The sequence below is a fragment of the Nocardia grenadensis genome, assembly GCF_050942415.1.
GTDB classification, from domain to species: Bacteria; Actinomycetota; Actinomycetes; order Mycobacteriales; family Mycobacteriaceae; genus Nocardia; species Nocardia grenadensis.
Window position 1 is genome coordinate 4659756 of the sequence record NZ_CP192054.1, and the last position, 15801, is coordinate 4675556.

At 67.5% G+C, this 15801-nt stretch carries 15 protein-coding genes and 2 tRNA genes; 6 read left to right on the forward strand and 11 right to left on the reverse strand.

All coding sequences use genetic code 11. The features are described 5' to 3' along the window. Positions 1–47: 47 nt before the first annotated feature. The 3 genes from ACQPYS_RS21265 to ACQPYS_RS21275 are packed head-to-tail and all read right to left on the reverse strand — an operon-like array spanning position 48 to position 2004. Positions 48–287 (reverse strand): hypothetical protein, encoded by a 240-nt coding sequence (locus tag ACQPYS_RS21265; protein WP_063041350.1) that lies wholly within the window; start codon positions 285–287, stop codon positions 48–50. Positions 288–325: 38 nt separating this feature from the next. Next, entirely contained in the window at positions 326–1009 is a 684-nt protein-coding gene (locus ACQPYS_RS21270) for a uracil-DNA glycosylase (protein WP_063041352.1), read from the reverse strand. A gap of 11 nt (positions 1010–1020) precedes the next feature. Beyond that, positions 1021–2004, reverse strand: coding sequence for a thiamine-phosphate kinase (locus ACQPYS_RS21275; protein WP_433490571.1), 984 nt, complete (start codon positions 2002–2004; stop codon positions 1021–1023). A gap of 276 nt (positions 2005–2280) precedes the next feature. Between ACQPYS_RS21275 and ACQPYS_RS21280 the strand changes: the two genes are divergently transcribed. After that, positions 2281–2874: a DUF3515 domain-containing protein gene (locus tag ACQPYS_RS21280; RefSeq protein WP_433490572.1), complete on the forward strand. Its 594-nt coding sequence runs from the start codon at positions 2281–2283 to the stop codon at positions 2872–2874. A 6-nt stretch (positions 2875–2880) separates the two neighbouring features. Here ACQPYS_RS21280 and ACQPYS_RS21285 read toward each other — a convergent pair whose 3' ends face one another. Beyond that, on the reverse strand, positions 2881–3996 hold the full coding sequence (locus tag ACQPYS_RS21285; protein WP_063041354.1) for a D-alanine--D-alanine ligase family protein: 1116 nt from the start codon (positions 3994–3996) through the stop codon (positions 2881–2883). A 55-nt stretch (positions 3997–4051) separates the two neighbouring features. Then, complete coding sequence (locus ACQPYS_RS21290; protein WP_063041356.1) at positions 4052–5047, reverse strand: NAD(P)H-dependent glycerol-3-phosphate dehydrogenase; 996 nt, start codon at positions 5045–5047, stop codon at positions 4052–4054. A 30-nt stretch (positions 5048–5077) separates the two neighbouring features. Here ACQPYS_RS21290 and cofC point away from each other — a divergent pair, with 30 nt between their 5' ends. From cofC to ACQPYS_RS21305, 3 genes are all read left to right on the forward strand, one after another. Then, positions 5078–5767 (forward strand): 2-phospho-L-lactate guanylyltransferase, encoded by a 690-nt coding sequence (gene cofC / locus ACQPYS_RS21295; protein ID WP_063041358.1) that lies wholly within the window; start codon positions 5078–5080, stop codon positions 5765–5767. 131 nt (positions 5768–5898) lie between these two features. Further along, positions 5899–8085: an RNA degradosome polyphosphate kinase gene (locus tag ACQPYS_RS21300; RefSeq protein WP_433490573.1), complete on the forward strand. Its 2187-nt coding sequence runs from the start codon at positions 5899–5901 to the stop codon at positions 8083–8085. After that, positions 8082–9047 (forward strand): NUDIX hydrolase, encoded by a 966-nt coding sequence (locus ACQPYS_RS21305; RefSeq protein WP_063041360.1) that lies wholly within the window; start codon positions 8082–8084, stop codon positions 9045–9047. Before ACQPYS_RS21300 ends, ACQPYS_RS21305 begins: the two co-directional genes overlap by 4 nt. A 293-nt stretch (positions 9048–9340) precedes the next feature. Here ACQPYS_RS21305 and ACQPYS_RS21310 read toward each other — a convergent pair whose 3' ends face one another. From ACQPYS_RS21310 to leuC, 3 genes are all read right to left on the reverse strand, one after another. Continuing rightward, positions 9341–9982, reverse strand: coding sequence for an HU family DNA-binding protein (locus ACQPYS_RS21310; protein WP_063041362.1), 642 nt, complete (start codon positions 9980–9982; stop codon positions 9341–9343). Between the two features lie 156 nt (positions 9983–10138). Then, positions 10139–10747: a 3-isopropylmalate dehydratase small subunit gene (leuD, locus tag ACQPYS_RS21315; RefSeq protein WP_431940400.1), complete on the reverse strand. Its 609-nt coding sequence runs from the start codon at positions 10745–10747 to the stop codon at positions 10139–10141. 49 nt (positions 10748–10796) lie between these two features. Further along, the gene (leuC, locus tag ACQPYS_RS21320; RefSeq protein ID WP_433490574.1) at positions 10797–12212 is read right to left on the reverse strand and encodes a 3-isopropylmalate dehydratase large subunit; all 1416 of its coding nucleotides are present in this window, start codon (positions 12210–12212) and stop codon (positions 10797–10799) included. A gap of 147 nt (positions 12213–12359) precedes the next feature. Between leuC and ACQPYS_RS21325 the strand changes: the two genes are divergently transcribed. Beyond that, on the forward strand, positions 12360–13061 hold the full coding sequence (locus ACQPYS_RS21325) for an IclR family transcriptional regulator (RefSeq protein WP_431940402.1): 702 nt from the start codon (positions 12360–12362) through the stop codon (positions 13059–13061). A gap of 34 nt (positions 13062–13095) precedes the next feature. After that, positions 13096–13623, forward strand: a complete 528-nt coding sequence (locus ACQPYS_RS21330; RefSeq protein WP_433490575.1) for a pyridoxamine 5'-phosphate oxidase family protein — start codon at positions 13096–13098, stop codon at positions 13621–13623. 191 nt (positions 13624–13814) lie between these two features. On the opposite strand, the gene ACQPYS_RS21335 is transcribed toward ACQPYS_RS21330, so the two are convergent. From ACQPYS_RS21335 to gltX, 3 genes are all read right to left on the reverse strand, one after another. After that, positions 13815–13887 (reverse strand) — tRNA-Glu (locus tag ACQPYS_RS21335). A gap of 149 nt (positions 13888–14036) precedes the next feature. Next, positions 14037–14108 (reverse strand) — tRNA-Gln (locus ACQPYS_RS21340). Positions 14109–14319: 211 nt separating this feature from the next. Next, complete coding sequence (gltX, locus tag ACQPYS_RS21345; protein WP_433490576.1) at positions 14320–15795, reverse strand: glutamate--tRNA ligase; 1476 nt, start codon at positions 15793–15795, stop codon at positions 14320–14322. Between the last annotated feature and the right edge of the window lie 6 nt (positions 15796–15801).

Sequence of the window (15801 nt, forward strand, 5' to 3'; positions counted from 1 at the left end):
TTTCAGCATCGCAAATATGCGGACGTTACGCCGTACGAACGGCCGAATCAGCAGTCCAGATCCATGGCGCTCAGGGTCCGCTGGAAGAGACAGGCGCCCTTGGCGTTCACCGAGGCCGAGATCGTGGACGAGCCGCTCGAGGTGAAATCCTCGGCGATCGGGGCCGCGGGCTCGGTCGCCGGACTCATCGGTTCCAGCGTCAGCGGGGCCGCTCCGGCCGTCGCCCCGGCCGCACCCGACAGGGCGGCGCCCAGTGCGAGCGAGGCAGTGATGCCGCGCAGTTTCATGGTGTGCTCCTCTATCTTGTTTCTCTTTCGACGCCCGCTCAGGGCAGGCGCCAGTCCACCGGCTCGGCGCCGAGTTCGTCCAGCAGTTCGTTGACCCGGGAGAACGGACGCGAGCCGAAAAACCCGCGCGATGCCGACAGCGGTGACGGATGCGCGGATTCGATACTGGGCACCTCCGCGGCGGCCAGCGCCGGTTTCAGCGAGGCGGCGTCCCGGCCCCACAGCACGGCCACCAGCGGCTCGTCGCGCGCCACCAGTGCGGCGATCGCCTGCTCGGTGACCTTTTCCCAACCTTTGCCGCGATGGGAGGCCGGTTTGCCGGGCGATACCGTCAGGACTCGGTTCAACATCAGCACACCCTGGCGCGACCAGGGGCTCAGGTCGCCGCAACTCGGGGTGGGATGGCCCAGGTCCTTGGTGTATTCGGCGAAGATGTTGGCCAGGCTGCGGGGTACCGGCGAAACATCCGGCGCCACCGAGAAGCTCAGTCCCATCGGGTGGCCCGGGGTCGGATAGGGGTCTTGGCCGACGATCAGCACCCGGACGTCTTCGAACGGCTCCTGGAAAGCACGCAGTACGTTCTCCCCGGCAGGAAGATACCCGCGGCCCGCGGCGTTCTCCGCACGCAGGAATTCGCCCATCTCCGCGATACGGTCGGCGACCGGATCCAGTGCCTTCGCCCAGCCCGGATCGATGATTTCCACGAGTGGTTTCGTGCTCATGACCGCACAACCTATCGTGAGTGGCCGACATTCGCCGAGTCCGTCCCGGAGAACGCTTCCCAGCCCTGCGGACCGCGGTACCGCGCACCGTCCACGGTCACCCCCTGACCGGCCTCGATATCGCCGATCACAGTCCATCCAGGTGGCGCCGGCGACCCGGCCGGCCAGACCCCGGCGAACACATGGTCCTCGCCTCCGGTCAGGATCCATTGCCGCGCATCGGCTTTTAGGAAATCGGCGCATTCCTCGAGCTCGGTATCGTGCAGTGCCGCCGCACGCACATCGATGGCGACTCCCGAGGATTCGGCCAGATGCCCGATATCGGCGAGTAGCCCGTCGGAGATATCGGTGAGCGCCATTGGTGGATGCGCGCCGGTCACGGCGGCGCGGACGAGGTCGTAGGCGGGTCGCGGGGCACGGTGCGCGGCGACGGCCGTCGTCGCGCCCGGGCCGGACTCCGGCGAATACCCGCCCGCGAGTACGGCGTAACCGGCCGCCGACCAGCCCGGCCGCCCGGCGATCGCGAGGAACCCACCGGCCCGTGCCCCGGACCGGGTCACCGGCTGCTCACCCAGCGGATCACCGAATGCCGTCACCGAGATCACCACCTGCGGACTGCGCACGATATCCCCACCGGCGACCGAGCCGCCCGCGCGGGACGCCTCCGCCCAGAACCCGTCCGCGAGTCCGAGCACGAAATCCACCGGGGTCCGTTCCGGTACCCCGAGGCCCACCACGTAGCCGGCCGGTTCGGCGCCCATCGCGTAGATATCGGCGGCGTTCTGGGCGATCGCCTTGCGGCCGATCTCCTCGGCGGCCGACCAGTCCAGCCGGAAGTGGCGGTCCTCGATCAACATATCCGTGCTCACCACATAGCGCCCGCGCGCCGCCGCCAGTACGGCCGCGTCGTCACCGGGGCCCAACTGCACAGCGGGCCCCTGTTCCCGGCCCGCGTTGATCCGGGCGATGAGGGCGAATTCGCCCACGTCGCGCACCGTGGGTCCTGTATCGATCGTGGGACCTTCCTCACTCGCTGCTACCACCGGCGGCACCGGCCGCCGCCGCTCGGCCCGGGCAACGGGCCGTATGTCCGTCGGCGGAACGCGGCCCTGCTGTACCCCGGACGCCGCGGAGCCCCGATGCCGCGCGCCCGGCCGATACTCCGGTGTTACCCGCACGACGGTACCCTGTGCCCGATGACCAGGCGCGGCGGCCGGGACTCCCGCCGGTGCCCCGCCCCCACGTACGCGCTGATGAAAGGACCGCCGAGGATGCCGGGGACATCGCCGGACAACGACATCGATACCCCGGACGGCAGCGGCGCCGAACGCACCGGGTATCCGCCCGCGCTGATCGCGACCGCGGTCGCGCTGCCGATCGCCCTGCTGATCGGCGTGGTGGTCGCGGCGTTCATCGCCGCGCGCACACCGGTCGAACGCGAACCGCTGGCGCTGGGTCCGGTGCCGGCGCCCGCGGCCGACGGTCCCGCCTGCGCCACCCTGCTGCCCGCCCTGCCCGCCGACCTCGGCGAGTACACCCGTGCCACCCTCGTCGAACCGATACCGCCGGCGACGACGGCCTGGCAGCTACCCGACGGCGGCGAACCGATCGTGCTGCGCTGCGGACTCGACCGCCCTCTGGAATTCCACCGGGCCTCCCCGTTACAGGTGGTCAACGGCGTCCAGTGGTTCGAGATACGCGACGACGCGGCCGCCACAGCCACCTGGTTCGCGGTGGACCGCGAAACCTATATCGCCCTCACGGTTCCCGACGGGTCCGGCCCGACACCGCTGCAGGCGGTATCGGATACCGTCACCGCGCAGCTGCCGGCCCGCCCGCTCGACCCGGGCGAGCTGCCGAACTGAGCGCGGTCAGCGCAGCCCGGTACCGCGGGTGAGGGCCGTTTCCACGAGTGTGGTCAGCAGTTTCCCGTAACCGACCCCGGTCTCGTCCCACATCCGCGGATACATCGAGATCGGCGTGAACCCGGGCATGGTGTTGATCTCATTGATGACCGGGCCGTCCTCGGTCAGGAAGAAATCGACGCGGGCCAGGCCTTGACAGTCCAGCGCGCGGAAGGCACGCACCGCCATCTCGCGGACCTCGTCGGACACCTCGTCGTCGAGTTTGGCCGGGACATCGAATTCGCAGACGTCATCGAGGTATTTGGTATCGAAATCGTAGAAGGCGGGGCCGGGTTTCTCACCGGCGTCGGCATCGGCCAGGTCCTCGGGCATCTTGATCTCGGCGAGCACACTGGCTTCCACCCGGCCGTCCGGGAATTCCAGCACCCCGCATTCGACCTCGCGGCCCACGATGCCCGCCTCCACGATCACCTTCGGGTCGTGGGCGCGCGCGGCGGCGATCGCGGCGTCGAGATCGGCCCAGTCGGTGACCTTGGTGATGCCGATCGAGGAACCGCCGCGCGCGGGTTTGACGAACACCGGCAAGCCCAGCCGTTCCCGCTCCGCGGGAGTGACGGTGACAGTGCCCGGCCGCAACACCACCTGCATGCCGACCGGCAGGCCGTCGGCGGCGAGGAGTTTCTTGGTGAACTCCTTGTCCATACCGGCCGCGCTCGCCAGCACCCCCGGCCCCACATAGGGAATACCGGCCAGTTCGAGCATGCCCTGCACGGTGCCGTCCTCGCCGAACGCTCCGTGCAGTACCGGGAACACCACATCGATGGCTTCGAGCGCGGTGCGCGGATCGTCCAACGCGACCAGTGTTCCGGCCCGGCTCGGATCCGCGGCCAGCATCAGTTCCCGCCCGCCGCCGGTGACCGAGGGCAGGGTCCGGTCGTGCCGGCCGAGCTCGGCGGCGTCATCGCCGGCCAGCACCCAGGTACCCTCGGTGGTGATCCCGATCGGCACCGCGTCGAAACGCGCCGGATCGAGGTTCCGCAGCACTGCACCGGCCGACACACACGACACCGTGTGCTCGTTGCTGCGTCCGCCGAAAACTACGGCCACCCTGATCCGGTTCATGTCCGAACCGTACCCTGCCGGGATGCCCGCCAACCGTCCCGGACCACCGGTGTGCCTATTCGGGTTTTATCTGCCGGCCCAGCAGCTTCTCCAGCGCCGTCTGCACCGCCAGGCCTTCGTGGCACACCTGGTGCACGGCCTCGGTGAGCGGCATCTCCACATTCTTCGCGGCGGCCAGGGCGCGCACCGAGGTGCACGACTTCACCCCTTCGGCGACCTGGCCGTGTGTCGCCTCCTGTGCGGCCTGCATGGACCCGCCGCTGCCGAGGACCTGCCCGAAGGAGCGGTTCCGCGACAGCGGCGAGGTACAGGTCGCGATGAGATCCCCGACCCCGGCCAGCCCGGCCAGGGTCACCGGTTCGGCGCCCAGTGCCACACCGAGCCGGATGATCTCGGCCAGCCCCCGGGTCATCAGCCCGGCGAGGGAGTTGTCGCCGAAGCCCATGCCCGAGGCGATCCCGCACGCCAGGGCGATGACATTCTTGCAGGCACCGCCCAGTTCACAGCCGATCACATCGGTGTTGGTGTAGGGCCGGAAGTAACCGGTCACGCAGGCGCGCTGCACCGCGGCGGCCCGTTCGGCGTCGGCACAACCGATCACCGTGGCCGCGGGCTGCCCGGCGGCGATCTCCTTGGCCAGATTAGGTCCCGACAGCACCGCGATCCGATCCGGTGACGCACCGGTCACCTCGGCGATCACCTCGCTCATCCGCAGCAGGGTGCCGTTCTCGATCCCCTTGGCCAGACTGAGCAGCGTGGTGTCGGGGCCGATGGCCGGTGACCAGATCTTCAGATTCGCGCGCAGGGATTGCGACGGCACCGCGAGGACCACGATATCGGCGCCGTCGAGGGCCCGCGCGTAGTCGTCGGTCGCCGCGACCGGCGGCAACTGCACCCCCGGCAGGTACCAGGGGTTGCGGTGGTCGGTGGCCAGCGCCTCGGCGACCTCGGGCCGGCGGGCCCAGATGGTCACCTCGGTTCCCGCCTCCGCCAACACCTTCCCGAATGCCGTGCCCCACGATCCCGCACCCAGTACCGCCGCCCTCGTCATCAGCCCAATATGCCATGACAGGATGGGGCCATGTGCTCGCACACCGTGCACGCCGTCATCGCGGTGAAAACCCTGGAAAGCGCCAAGAGCCGGCTGGCCGGAGTCCTGGCCCCGGCCCAGCGGTCCCGGCTGGTCCTGGCCATGCTGACCGATACCGTGCGCGCGGCCGCGGCGGCCCCGGAGATCGCCTCGATCACCGTGGTCACCCCCGATCCCGTGGTCTCCCGCGCGACCCGCGCGCTCGGTGCCGACGTCCATCCCGAACCCCGCGGCGCCGCCACCGACCCCGATGCCCTCAACACCGCCCTGTCCACCGCGGCGGCCGCGCTGCGCGCCCGGCACGGCGACGTGTCCGTGCTGGCCCTGCAGGCCGACCTGCCGGCCCTGCGCACGCCGGAACTGTCCGCGGTCCTGGCGACCGCCCGCGGTGCCCGCGCGTTCGTGGCCGACCACGCGGGCACCGGTACCGCGGCGCTGCTGGCTCCGGCCGGTACCGCGCTGCGACCCGGATTCGGGCGGAATTCGGCGCGCCGGCACCGGGACGACGGCGCGGTCCGGTTGCACGGGGACTGGCCCGGCCTGCGTCACGATGTCGATACCGCCGACGACCTGGCGGCGGTGCGGGCGCTGGGAACGGGGCCCGATACCGCCGCACTGCTCGGCGAACTCGGCTGGCCGGCTCCCGTCCGCGATTCGGTCACCCAGGTGTGTCAGGCGTAACTCCGCCTTCGCTCCGCCCGTGCGCGGGAGGTGGACGGCAGCCACTCGACTGCGCCAACGGGCAGCCGCCACCGCGTGAACTCGAGATAACAGTCATCTACGGCATATGCACGGTCACAGGTTAGTAGGGAATGATCGTAGGTGTGAGCGATACGGAAACCATCAAGCAGCAGCAGGTCCTCCCGACCCCGCCTCCGGCCGCCACCCAGATCCCCGCCGTCGGGAGCGCACCCAGTTTGCCGGCCGATCGCTACCTGAACCGGGAGTTGAGCTGGCTGGATTTCAATGCCAGAGTCCTGGCCCTGGCCGAGGACGCTTCACTGCCGTTGCTGGAACGCGCGAAATTCCTGGCGATCTTCGCCTCGAACCTCGACGAGTTCTACATGGTCCGCGTCGCCGGTCTCAAACGCCGCGCCGAAACGGGGCTTTCGGTGCGGTCGGCGGACGGTCGCACGCCGAACGAACAACTGGCCCTCATCGCGGTGCGCAGTCAGGATCTCGCGGTCCGGCACGCCGAGGTTTTCCTCCACGAAGTACTGCCCGCGCTCACCGAAGAGGGCATCGCGATCATCGACTGGGCCGATCTCGACGAGGCCGAACAGGAACGATTGTCGGGGCATTTCCAGGACCAGGTCTTCCCCGTCCTCACCCCGCTGGCCGTGGACCCGGCCCACCCCTTCCCCTATATCAGCGGATTGAGCCTCAATCTCGCGGTGACCGTCCAGGACGAGACCACCGGCGGTGAGCATTTCGCGCGCGTGAAGGTCCCCGACAATGTGGACCGTTTCGTGCGGGTGCGCCGGCAGGGTTCGGGCAACGGCGGCGCGATCGCGGCATTCCTGCCGATGGAAGCACTCATCGCGGCCCATCTGGACCAGTTGTTCCCCGGTATGACCGTGGTGGAGCACCATTCGTTCCGGATCACCCGCAATGCCGATTTCGAGGTCGACGAGGACCGGGACGAGGACCTGTTGCAGGCGCTGGAGCGGGAACTCGCCCGCCGCCGCTTCGGATCCCCGGTCCGGCTCGAGGTCTCCGACGATATGACCGAGCACATGCTCGATCTGCTGCTGCGCGAGCTCGAGGTCGATCCCGCCGATGTCATCCAGGTCCCCGGGCTGCTGGATCTGTCCTGCCTGTGGCAGGTGTACGGGGTGGACCGCCCGAATCTCAAGGACGCTCCCTACGTGCCCGCGACGCCGCCCGCGTTCGGCGAACGGGAGACACCGCGCAATGTGTTCCAGGCGCTGCGCGAGGGTGATGTGCTGGTGCACCACCCCTATGACTCGTTCTCCACGAGTGTGCAGCGTTTCATCGAACAGGCCGCCGCCGATCCACAGGTGCTGGCCATCAAGCAGACCCTGTACCGGACCTCCGGCGACTCCCCGATCGTGAACGCCCTCATCGATGCCGCCGAGGCGGGCAAGCAGGTGGTGGCGCTGGTGGAGATCAAGGCACGGTTCGACGAGCAGGCCAACATCAAATGGGCGCGCACGCTGGAACAGGCGGGTGTGCACGTGGTCTACGGTCTGGTCGGACTGAAGACCCACTGCAAGACCTGCCTGGTGGTGCGGCGCGAGGGTTCCACCATCCGCCGCTACTGCCATATCGGCACCGGGAACTACAACCCCAAGACGGCGCGGCTGTACGAGGATGTCGGACTGCTCACCGCAGCGCCCGAGATCGGTGCCGATCTCACCGATCTGTTCAATTCGCTGACCGGTTATTCCCGTAAATCCGATTACCGCAATCTGCTGGTGGCCCCGAACGGCATCCGCGCCGGGATCATCGCCCGGATCGAACGGGAGATCGAACTCGCCCGCTCCGGTGCCGAGGCCGGAATCCGTTTGAAAGCCAATGCGCTGGTCGACGAGCAGATCATCGACGCGCTCTACCGCGCCTCCCAGGCGGGGGTGCCGGTACGCATCGTGGTGCGCAGTATCTGCGGGCTGCGGGCGGGGGTTCCCGGGATGAGCGAGAACATCGAGGTGCGCTCGATTCTGGGCCGCGTTCTGGAGCATTCCCGGATCCTCAACTTCCGGGCACAGAACGAATTCTGGATCGGCAGCGCCGATATGATGCACCGCAATCTGGACCGCCGGGTGGAGGTCATGGCCCAGGTGAAGGATCCCAGGCTGTGTGAACGGCTCGACGAGATCTTCGAATCCGCCCTGCACCCGATGACCCGCTGCTGGGTCCTGGACTCGGACGGCAACTGGAAATCCAGCCCGGACCGGGCCGGTACCGGCGGTGGCGGTACCGAAGTCCGCGATCACCAGGTGGCGCTCATGCGACTACGCCGTCCGGATCAGCAGTGAACGACACCCACACCCCACCGACCTACCCGGATCCCCGGACAGCACCCAATATCCACGCGGCGGGCACCGTGTTGTGGCGGCATGCCCCCGGTTCCGCGGGCGGTCTCGAGATCGCGGTCATCCGGCGCCCCAAATACCAGGACTGGTCGCTGCCCAAGGGCAAACTCGATCCCGGGGAGTCGCCGGTCCTGGCGGCATTCCGGGAAACCGAGGAGGAAACCGGATTGCGCCCCCGGCTGGGCCGCTATCTGGGCAAGGTGACCTATCCGGTCACCGGGCATCGCAAGATGAAACGGGTCGACTACTGGGCCGCGGAGGTAGTCGACGGGGAATTCAGCGCCAACAGCGAGGTCGACGAATTGACGTGGTGCGCGCTGGACACGGTGATGTCGGAGCTGTCGTATCCGATGGATCGCCAGATCGTACGGGCGTTCACCCGGTTACCCGCCGATACGCACACCGTGCTGCTGGTACGCCACGCCAAGGCCGGACGACGCGACCGCTACAGGGGCCCCGACGAACAGCGCCCGCTGGAGCCGGCCGGCTATCGGCAGTCCCTGGCGCTGGTTCCGAATCTGCTGGCGTTCGGCGCGCAGGACATCTATTCGGCCGAACCGCTGCGCTGCGTACAGACGGTGGCGCCGCTGGCCGAGGAACTCGGCGTCGATGTGGAGATCGAACCGCTGCTGGGCGATATCGGCTACGCCGCCGATCCGGACAAGGCCCGCGACCGGATCCGGTCACTGGTCTCGGCGCCGCGGGTCCAGGTGCTGTGCAGCCAGGGCGATACCATTCCGGATCTGGTCCGCTGGTGGGCGGCCCAGGACGGGATGCGGTTGTCACCCGCGCGGACCCGTAAGGGGTCGGTCTGGGTGTTGTCGTTCTCGGGTGAGCGACTCGTGGCCGCCGATCATCTCGACCGATCCCTGTCGGTCGATACCGCGCCCGCGGTCACCGCATAGGACACGCGGGCAGCCGAAACGGCTACAGAGACGGCTACGCCCCCGGGGGTTGCCCGGGGGCTGGTCCGTCCGGCGTTCCGGTCGTGTGGATCCGCGAGTCGCCGAGTCGTCACACCACCCGGTGACTCGCTGACGAGAACCGATCGCGGGGTCTCGTACCGTCCGCGGGTGCGAGCACGCACCCGGGATCCGGCGGAGTCGAACAGTGCGGCAGAGCCGCATGGCGGGCCGGGCACACGGGATCCGGTGGGACCCCGGCTGGAAAGTGCGGCGCCGGCGCGCCTGGCCCGCGGTCAGCGAGCCTTTTTGGCTGTCGTCTTCTTGGCCGGGGTCCGCTTCGCGGTGGCCGACTTCTTGGCCGTGGACTTGGCGGCCGTGGTCTTCTTGGCGGTGGCCTTCTTGGTGGCCGTGGCCTTGGCTGTCGTCTTCTTCGCCGCCGTCTTGCGGGCCGCGGTCTTGGTGGCGGCCTTCTTGGCGGCGGTGCTCTTGGCCGGCGCCTTGGTGGCGGTCTTGCGTGCCGTTGTTTTGGCGGGCGCCTTCGTCGCGGCCTTCTTGGCGGTGGTTTTCTTCGCCGTTGTCTTCTTCGCCGTGGATTTCTTGGCCGCCACAGGAGCATTGACACCGCGTTTCACCGCGGGTCCGGTCGCCGCGAGCTTCTGTTTACCCGCGATAACCGCCTTGAACTGGGCACCGGGCCGGAACGCCGGCACCGAAGTGGGCTTCACCTTGACGGTTTCCCCGGTACGCGGATTCCGCGCCACCCGGGCTGCCCGCTTACGCTGTTCGAACACACCGAATCCGGTGATGGTGACGCTCTGCCCTTTGTGTACCGCGCGCACGATGGTGTCGACCACATGCTCGACTGCCGCGGTGGCCGTGCGCCTGTCAGTACCCAACTTTTCGGTCAGAACGTCGATCAGTTCCGCCTTGTTCATTGAATCCTCCGCAGACTAATGGCCCGTCGTCGGACCGACTAGGTACCACGGTAAACCCACATTGGGCAAGAGTCTATGTGCCACGCCAAAATTCATGTGGTCTAGCACACGCACAGCTACCACGACATCTGGGGGGCCACTAAGAGGCCGAGAACATTACGCCTGCGAAATAGGTTCGGGCAGGGTCTTTGGTTTCCAAGCCGGCCTTGTCTTTTCGAACTCGGCGATCACATCGCTACGCCGCAGCGTCAGGCCGATGTCGTCCAAACCCTCCAACAGGCGCCACCTGGTGTAGTCGTCAATATCGAACGGCAACACGATGGTTCCTGCGGTCACCGTGCGCGCCGCGAGGTCCACAACCAATTCCAGTCCGGGCTGTTCCTCGAGCAACTTCCAGAGCATTTCGACATCATTCTGTGACATTCGTGCCGCCAGCAGGCCACCCTTGCCCGCATTACCGCGGAAGATGTCGGCGAAACGTGAAGAGATAACTACCCGAAAGCCATAGTCCATGAGCGCCCAGACAGCGTGCTCACGGGAAGATCCGGTTCCGAAATCGGGCCCGGCCACCAGGACGCTGCCCTGCTTGTACGGCTCGGTGTTCAGAATGAAGTCCTCGTCACCGCGCCAGGCGGCGAACAGGCCGTCTTCGAATCCCGTACGAGTGACGCGCTTCAGATAGACGGCGGGGATGATCTGGTCGGTGTCGACATTGGACCGGCGCAGCGGAACGCCGATCCCCTTGTGCACTGTGAAGGCTTCCATCGTATTTCTCCCTGATTCGGCTATAAGTGAGTTTCGATATAAGACGGGCTCAGTCGATGTCCGCGGGCGCCGACAGCGTGCCGCGGACCGCGGTCGCGGCGGCCACCAACGGCGACACCAGGTGGGTGCGCCCGCCTTTGCCCTGCCGGCCCTCGAAGTTCCGGTTCGAGGTGGACGCGCAGCGCTGGCCCGGAGCGAGCTGATCGGGGTTCATTCCCAGGCACATCGAGCATCCGGCCTGCCGCCATTCGGCCCCGGCCGCAGTGAAGATCTCGCCCAGCCCCTCCGCCTCGGCCTGTTCCCGCACCCGCATCGAGCCCGGTACCACCAGCATTCGCACGCCCTCGGCCACCGTGCGGCCCCGCAGCACCTCCGCCACGGCCCGCAGATCCTCGATCCGGCCGTTGGTGCAGGATCCGACGAAAACGGCGTCCACCGACACCTCGCGCAGCGGCATACCCGGGGTCAAATCCATATAGCGCAGCGCCTTCTCCGCGGACTCGCGGGCGGTCTCGTCGGCGATCTCCGCCGGATCGGGCACGTTCGCGGCCAGCGGCAGCCCCTGCCCCGGGTTGGTGCCCCAGGTGACGAACGGGGTCAGCGCGCCGGCGTCGATGTGCACCTCCCGGTCGAAAACCGCGTCGTCGTCGGTCTTCAGCGCCTCCCAGGCCTCGACCGCGGCATCCCAGTCCGCGCCCTGCGGGGCGTGCGGGCGGCCTTTCAGGAACTCGTAGGTGGTTTCGTCCGGGGCGATCATTCCGGCTCGGGCACCGGCCTCGATGGACATATTGCAGACGGTCATCCGCGCTTCCATCGACATATTGCGAATGGCCTCACCGCGATACTCGAGCACATAGCCCTGGCCGCCGCCGGTGCCGATTTCGGCGATCACCGCGAGAATCAGGTCTTTACTGGTGACTCCCGGCGGCAGCACGCCGTCCACGGTGATCGCCATCGTCTTGAACGGCCGCAGCGAAAGGGTCTGCGTGGCCAGCACGTGCTCGACCTCGCTGGTGCCGATTCCCATGGCCAGCGCGCCGAAAGCACCGTGGGTGGAGGTGTGGCTGTCGCCGCAGACCACGGTGGTGCCGGGCTGGGTCAGCCCCAGCTGCGGTCCCACGACGTGGACGATGCCCTGCTCCCGGTCGCCCATCGGGTGCAGCCGGACGCCGAATTCCGCGCAGTTGCGGCGCAGCGTCTCCACCTGGGTTCGCGACACCGGGTCGGCGATGGGTTTGTCGATATCGACGGTCGGGACATTGTGGTCCTCGGTCGCGATGGTGAGATCGGGCCGGCGCACGGGACGACCGGCGGCCCGCAGACCGTCGAAGGCCTGGGGGCTGGTGACCTCGTGCACCAGATGCAGATCGATGTAGATCAGATCGGGTTCGCGCGCCTCGCCCTCACCCTCGCCGCGGGCGACGACGTGCTGTTCCCATACCTTCTCGGCCAGCGTACGTGGCATTGTTTCGATCACCTTTCGGGCTCGGCATCCGGCCCGGGCCTGCCCGGCACCGGATACGCGCTAGCTGGAATCATGCGACCACTTCCAAGGACGCCACCTGGGCAGTTCGTAATGGCATCTCAGAATGCAGGACGCTAATATCGTTGTATGAGACAGCATAGCGGTATCGGCGTCCTGGACAAAGCGGTGGCAGTGTTGTATGCGGTCGCCGAACGACCCTGCGGTCTCAACGAGCTGTGCGAGCGCACCGGCCTGCCCCGCGCGACCGCGCACCGGCTCGCGGTCGGCCTGGAAACCCACCGGCTGCTCGCCCGGGACGGCAACGGCTCCTGGCGCCCCGGCCCCGCCCTCGCCGAACTCGCCGCCGGCGCCGCCGATCCGCTGCTCGAGGCCGCGGGCTCGATTCTGCCCCGGCTGCGCGAGATCACCGGCGAAAGTGTGCAGCTGTACTGCCGGGAGGGCAACGAACGGGTCTGCGTCGCCGCCCTCGAACCCCCCGCCGGGCTGCGCGATACCGTACCGATCGGCTCCCGTCTCCCGCTCACCGCGGGATCCGCCGCCAAGGTACTGGTGGCCTGGGCCGATCCCGACCTGCAGCGCACCGTCCTCGGTGACGCCATGTTCACCGAGCGCACCCTCGCGGAGGTCCGCAAACGCGGCTGGGCCCAGAGCGCCGGTGAGCGCGCGTCCGGGGTGGCCAGCGTTTCGGCGCCGGTACGCGATCAGCAGGGCGCGGTGGTCGCCGCGGTCTCGGTATCGGGCCCGATCGATCGAATGGGCCGCCGGCCGGGGGCTCGCTGGGCGGCGGACCTGGTGGCGGCCGCCGATGCGCTGCACCGCCGACTCTGAGCGGCGGGCAGCTGCCGTCACTTATGGTGGCCTGATGGGAGTGAACCAACGGTCGCAGATCGTGATGACCGATACCGAGATCACCGATTTCCTCACCCGCAGTCGCGTCGCCACCCTGGCCAGCCTGGGTGCGGACGGTAAACCGCACCTCACCGCCATGTGGTACGCGCTGATCACCGATCCGGAGCGGCCCGACGCGATACCCGAACTGTGGTTCGAGACCAAGGGCAAATCCCAGAAGGCCGTCAACCTACGCCGCAACCCCACGGTCACCTGCATGATCGAGGCCGGAAAAACCTACGACACCCTGCGCGGAGTCTCCCTCGAGGGCCGCGCCGAGGTCATCGACGACCCGGAGAAACTGTTCGCCGTCGGTGTCAGCGTCTGGGAACGCTACACCGGCCCGTATACCGACAATATGCGCGAGTACGTCGAGGGCATGCTGAACAAACGCGTCGCGGTCCGCGTCGTCCCCGATCGCATCCGCAGCTGGGACCACCGCAAACTGGGTCTGCCCGCCATGCCCCTGGGCGGCTCCACCGCCCACGCCCTGGACGACTGATCGACCTCCGGGTGCTGTCGGCCCGGTAGCACCCGGCACCCATTCCGGCCGCTACCGGCCCGAAGGCGGGCGTCGGACGCATCCCGCCGCCGAGCCCGCCTGGGCGGGGTGCGAGGGTTACACCCCCGCAAAACATCGCGAATCAGCAAAGGCCCATGCTCTCTGTGAGCATGGGCCTCGCAACTGAGGAGTAGCCCCGACGGGATTTGAACCCGCGCTACCGCCTTGAGAGGGCGGCGTCCTAGGCCGCTAGACGACGGGGCCAGGACTTATGACCAACTCCTGGCTGGAGTGGATCGCGGATCTTTCGATCCGAAGCTCGATCAGCGTAACCGACCGGGCGGCGGCGACCAAATCGCCTGGATAACTCGTTCCGTACCGCATCTGGACGATGAAGCTGAGAGCGATCTCCGCTGGGGTACCAGGACTCGAACCTAGAATGGCTGAACCAGAATCAGCTGTGTTGCCAATTACACCATACCCCAATGACCTGGACTTTCGGCTGCACCGCTGGCTGCGGTGGCACCGTCGTTCCGGCCGAGAAAGAGAGTACCAAACCGTTCCGGGGAAACTACAAATCGCCTGGTCACGCCGCCACATCGAGTGTGTAACGGTGCTGCGGCGTGCCGCCCGGCCGCGGGTGGCGGATGGACGGACGCCGTCCTGGGTGGCGCGAGGACGGCGTCGCACCGCCGCTCACTCGGCCGGCGGCGTCCATTCGCGGCCCCCGCGCAGTCGCTGCATGGTGAGCTCGCGACCCAGCAGTTCCATGGATTCGTACAGCGGCGGACTGATATGCGATCCGGTGACCGATACCCGCACCGGCGCGAATGCCTTCCGCGGTTTCAATTCCATTCCGTCGATGAGCGCGACTTTCAGGGCATCCTCGATCGCGGATGCGGTCCAGGCGGTCAGTGGTTCGAGTGCGGAAATTGCGGCATCCAATACCGGAACGGCGTCCGGACCCAAATTCTTCTTGCCCGCGGCGGGGTCGATACCGAACTCGTCGGACGGCGCGAAGAGGAATCGCAACAGACCCCATGCGTCGTCGAGCACGACAATGCGCGTTTGCACCAGATCGGCGGCAGCGGCGAAAACCTTCTCGTCTATTCCGGCACCGATATATCCGCGGTCCGTGAAAAAAGTGCGCAACCGTCCGGCAAAATCGCCCGGATCCAGCAAACGGATGTGCTCGGCATTGATCGCGTCGGCCTTCTTCTGATCGAAGCGGGCCGGGTTCGAATTCACTTTCGATATATCGAAGGCCGCGACCATCTCGTTCATGGAGAAGACATCGCGGTCGTCGGCGATGCTCCAGCCGAGGAGCGCGAGGTAATTGAGGAGCCCCTCCGGAATGAATCCCCGGTCGCGGTGGAGGAAGAGGTCGGACTCCGGGTCGCGTTTGGACAGCTTCTTATTCCCCTGCCCCATCACGAACGGCAGATGACCGAATTCGGGAGTGAAATCGGCGACCCCGATCCGCTGCAGCGCGGCATAGAGCGCGAGCTGGCGCGGCGTGGAGGAGAGCAGATCCTCGCCGCGCAGGACGTGGGTTATCCGCATGGTGGCATCGTCGACCGGGTTGACCAGCGTATAGAGCGGATCGCCGGTGCCGCGGGTGAGAGCGTAATCCGGCACCGAACCGGCTTTGAAGGTGGTTTCTCCGCGTACCAGATCGTGCCAGGTGAGATCGGCATCGGGCATCCGCAGCCGCACCACCGCGCCTCGGCCGGCGGCCTTGTATTCGGCGATCTGCTCGGCCGTGAGATCGCGGTCGAAATTGTCGTAGCCGAGTTTCGGATCACGACCGGCCGCCCGGTGACGCGCCTCGACTTCCTCTGGCGTGGAAAAGGATTCGTACGCCTCACCGGCATCGAGGAGTTTCCGCACCACGTCGCGATGGATTTCGCGCCGCTGCGACTGTCGGTAGGGTTCGTAGGGCCCACCGATTTCCGGGCCTTCGTCCCAATCGAGTCCGAGCCAGCGCAACGCGTCCAACAGTGCCTGATAGGACTCTTCGGAATCCCGTGCGGCATCGGTGTCTTCGATACGGAAGACGAACGCGCCGCCCTGATGGCGGGCATAGGCCCAGTTGAACAGCGCGGTGCGGATGAGCCCGACATGCGGTGTCCCGGTGGGCGACGGGCAGAAACGGACCCGTACGTTTGTCATGTCCCT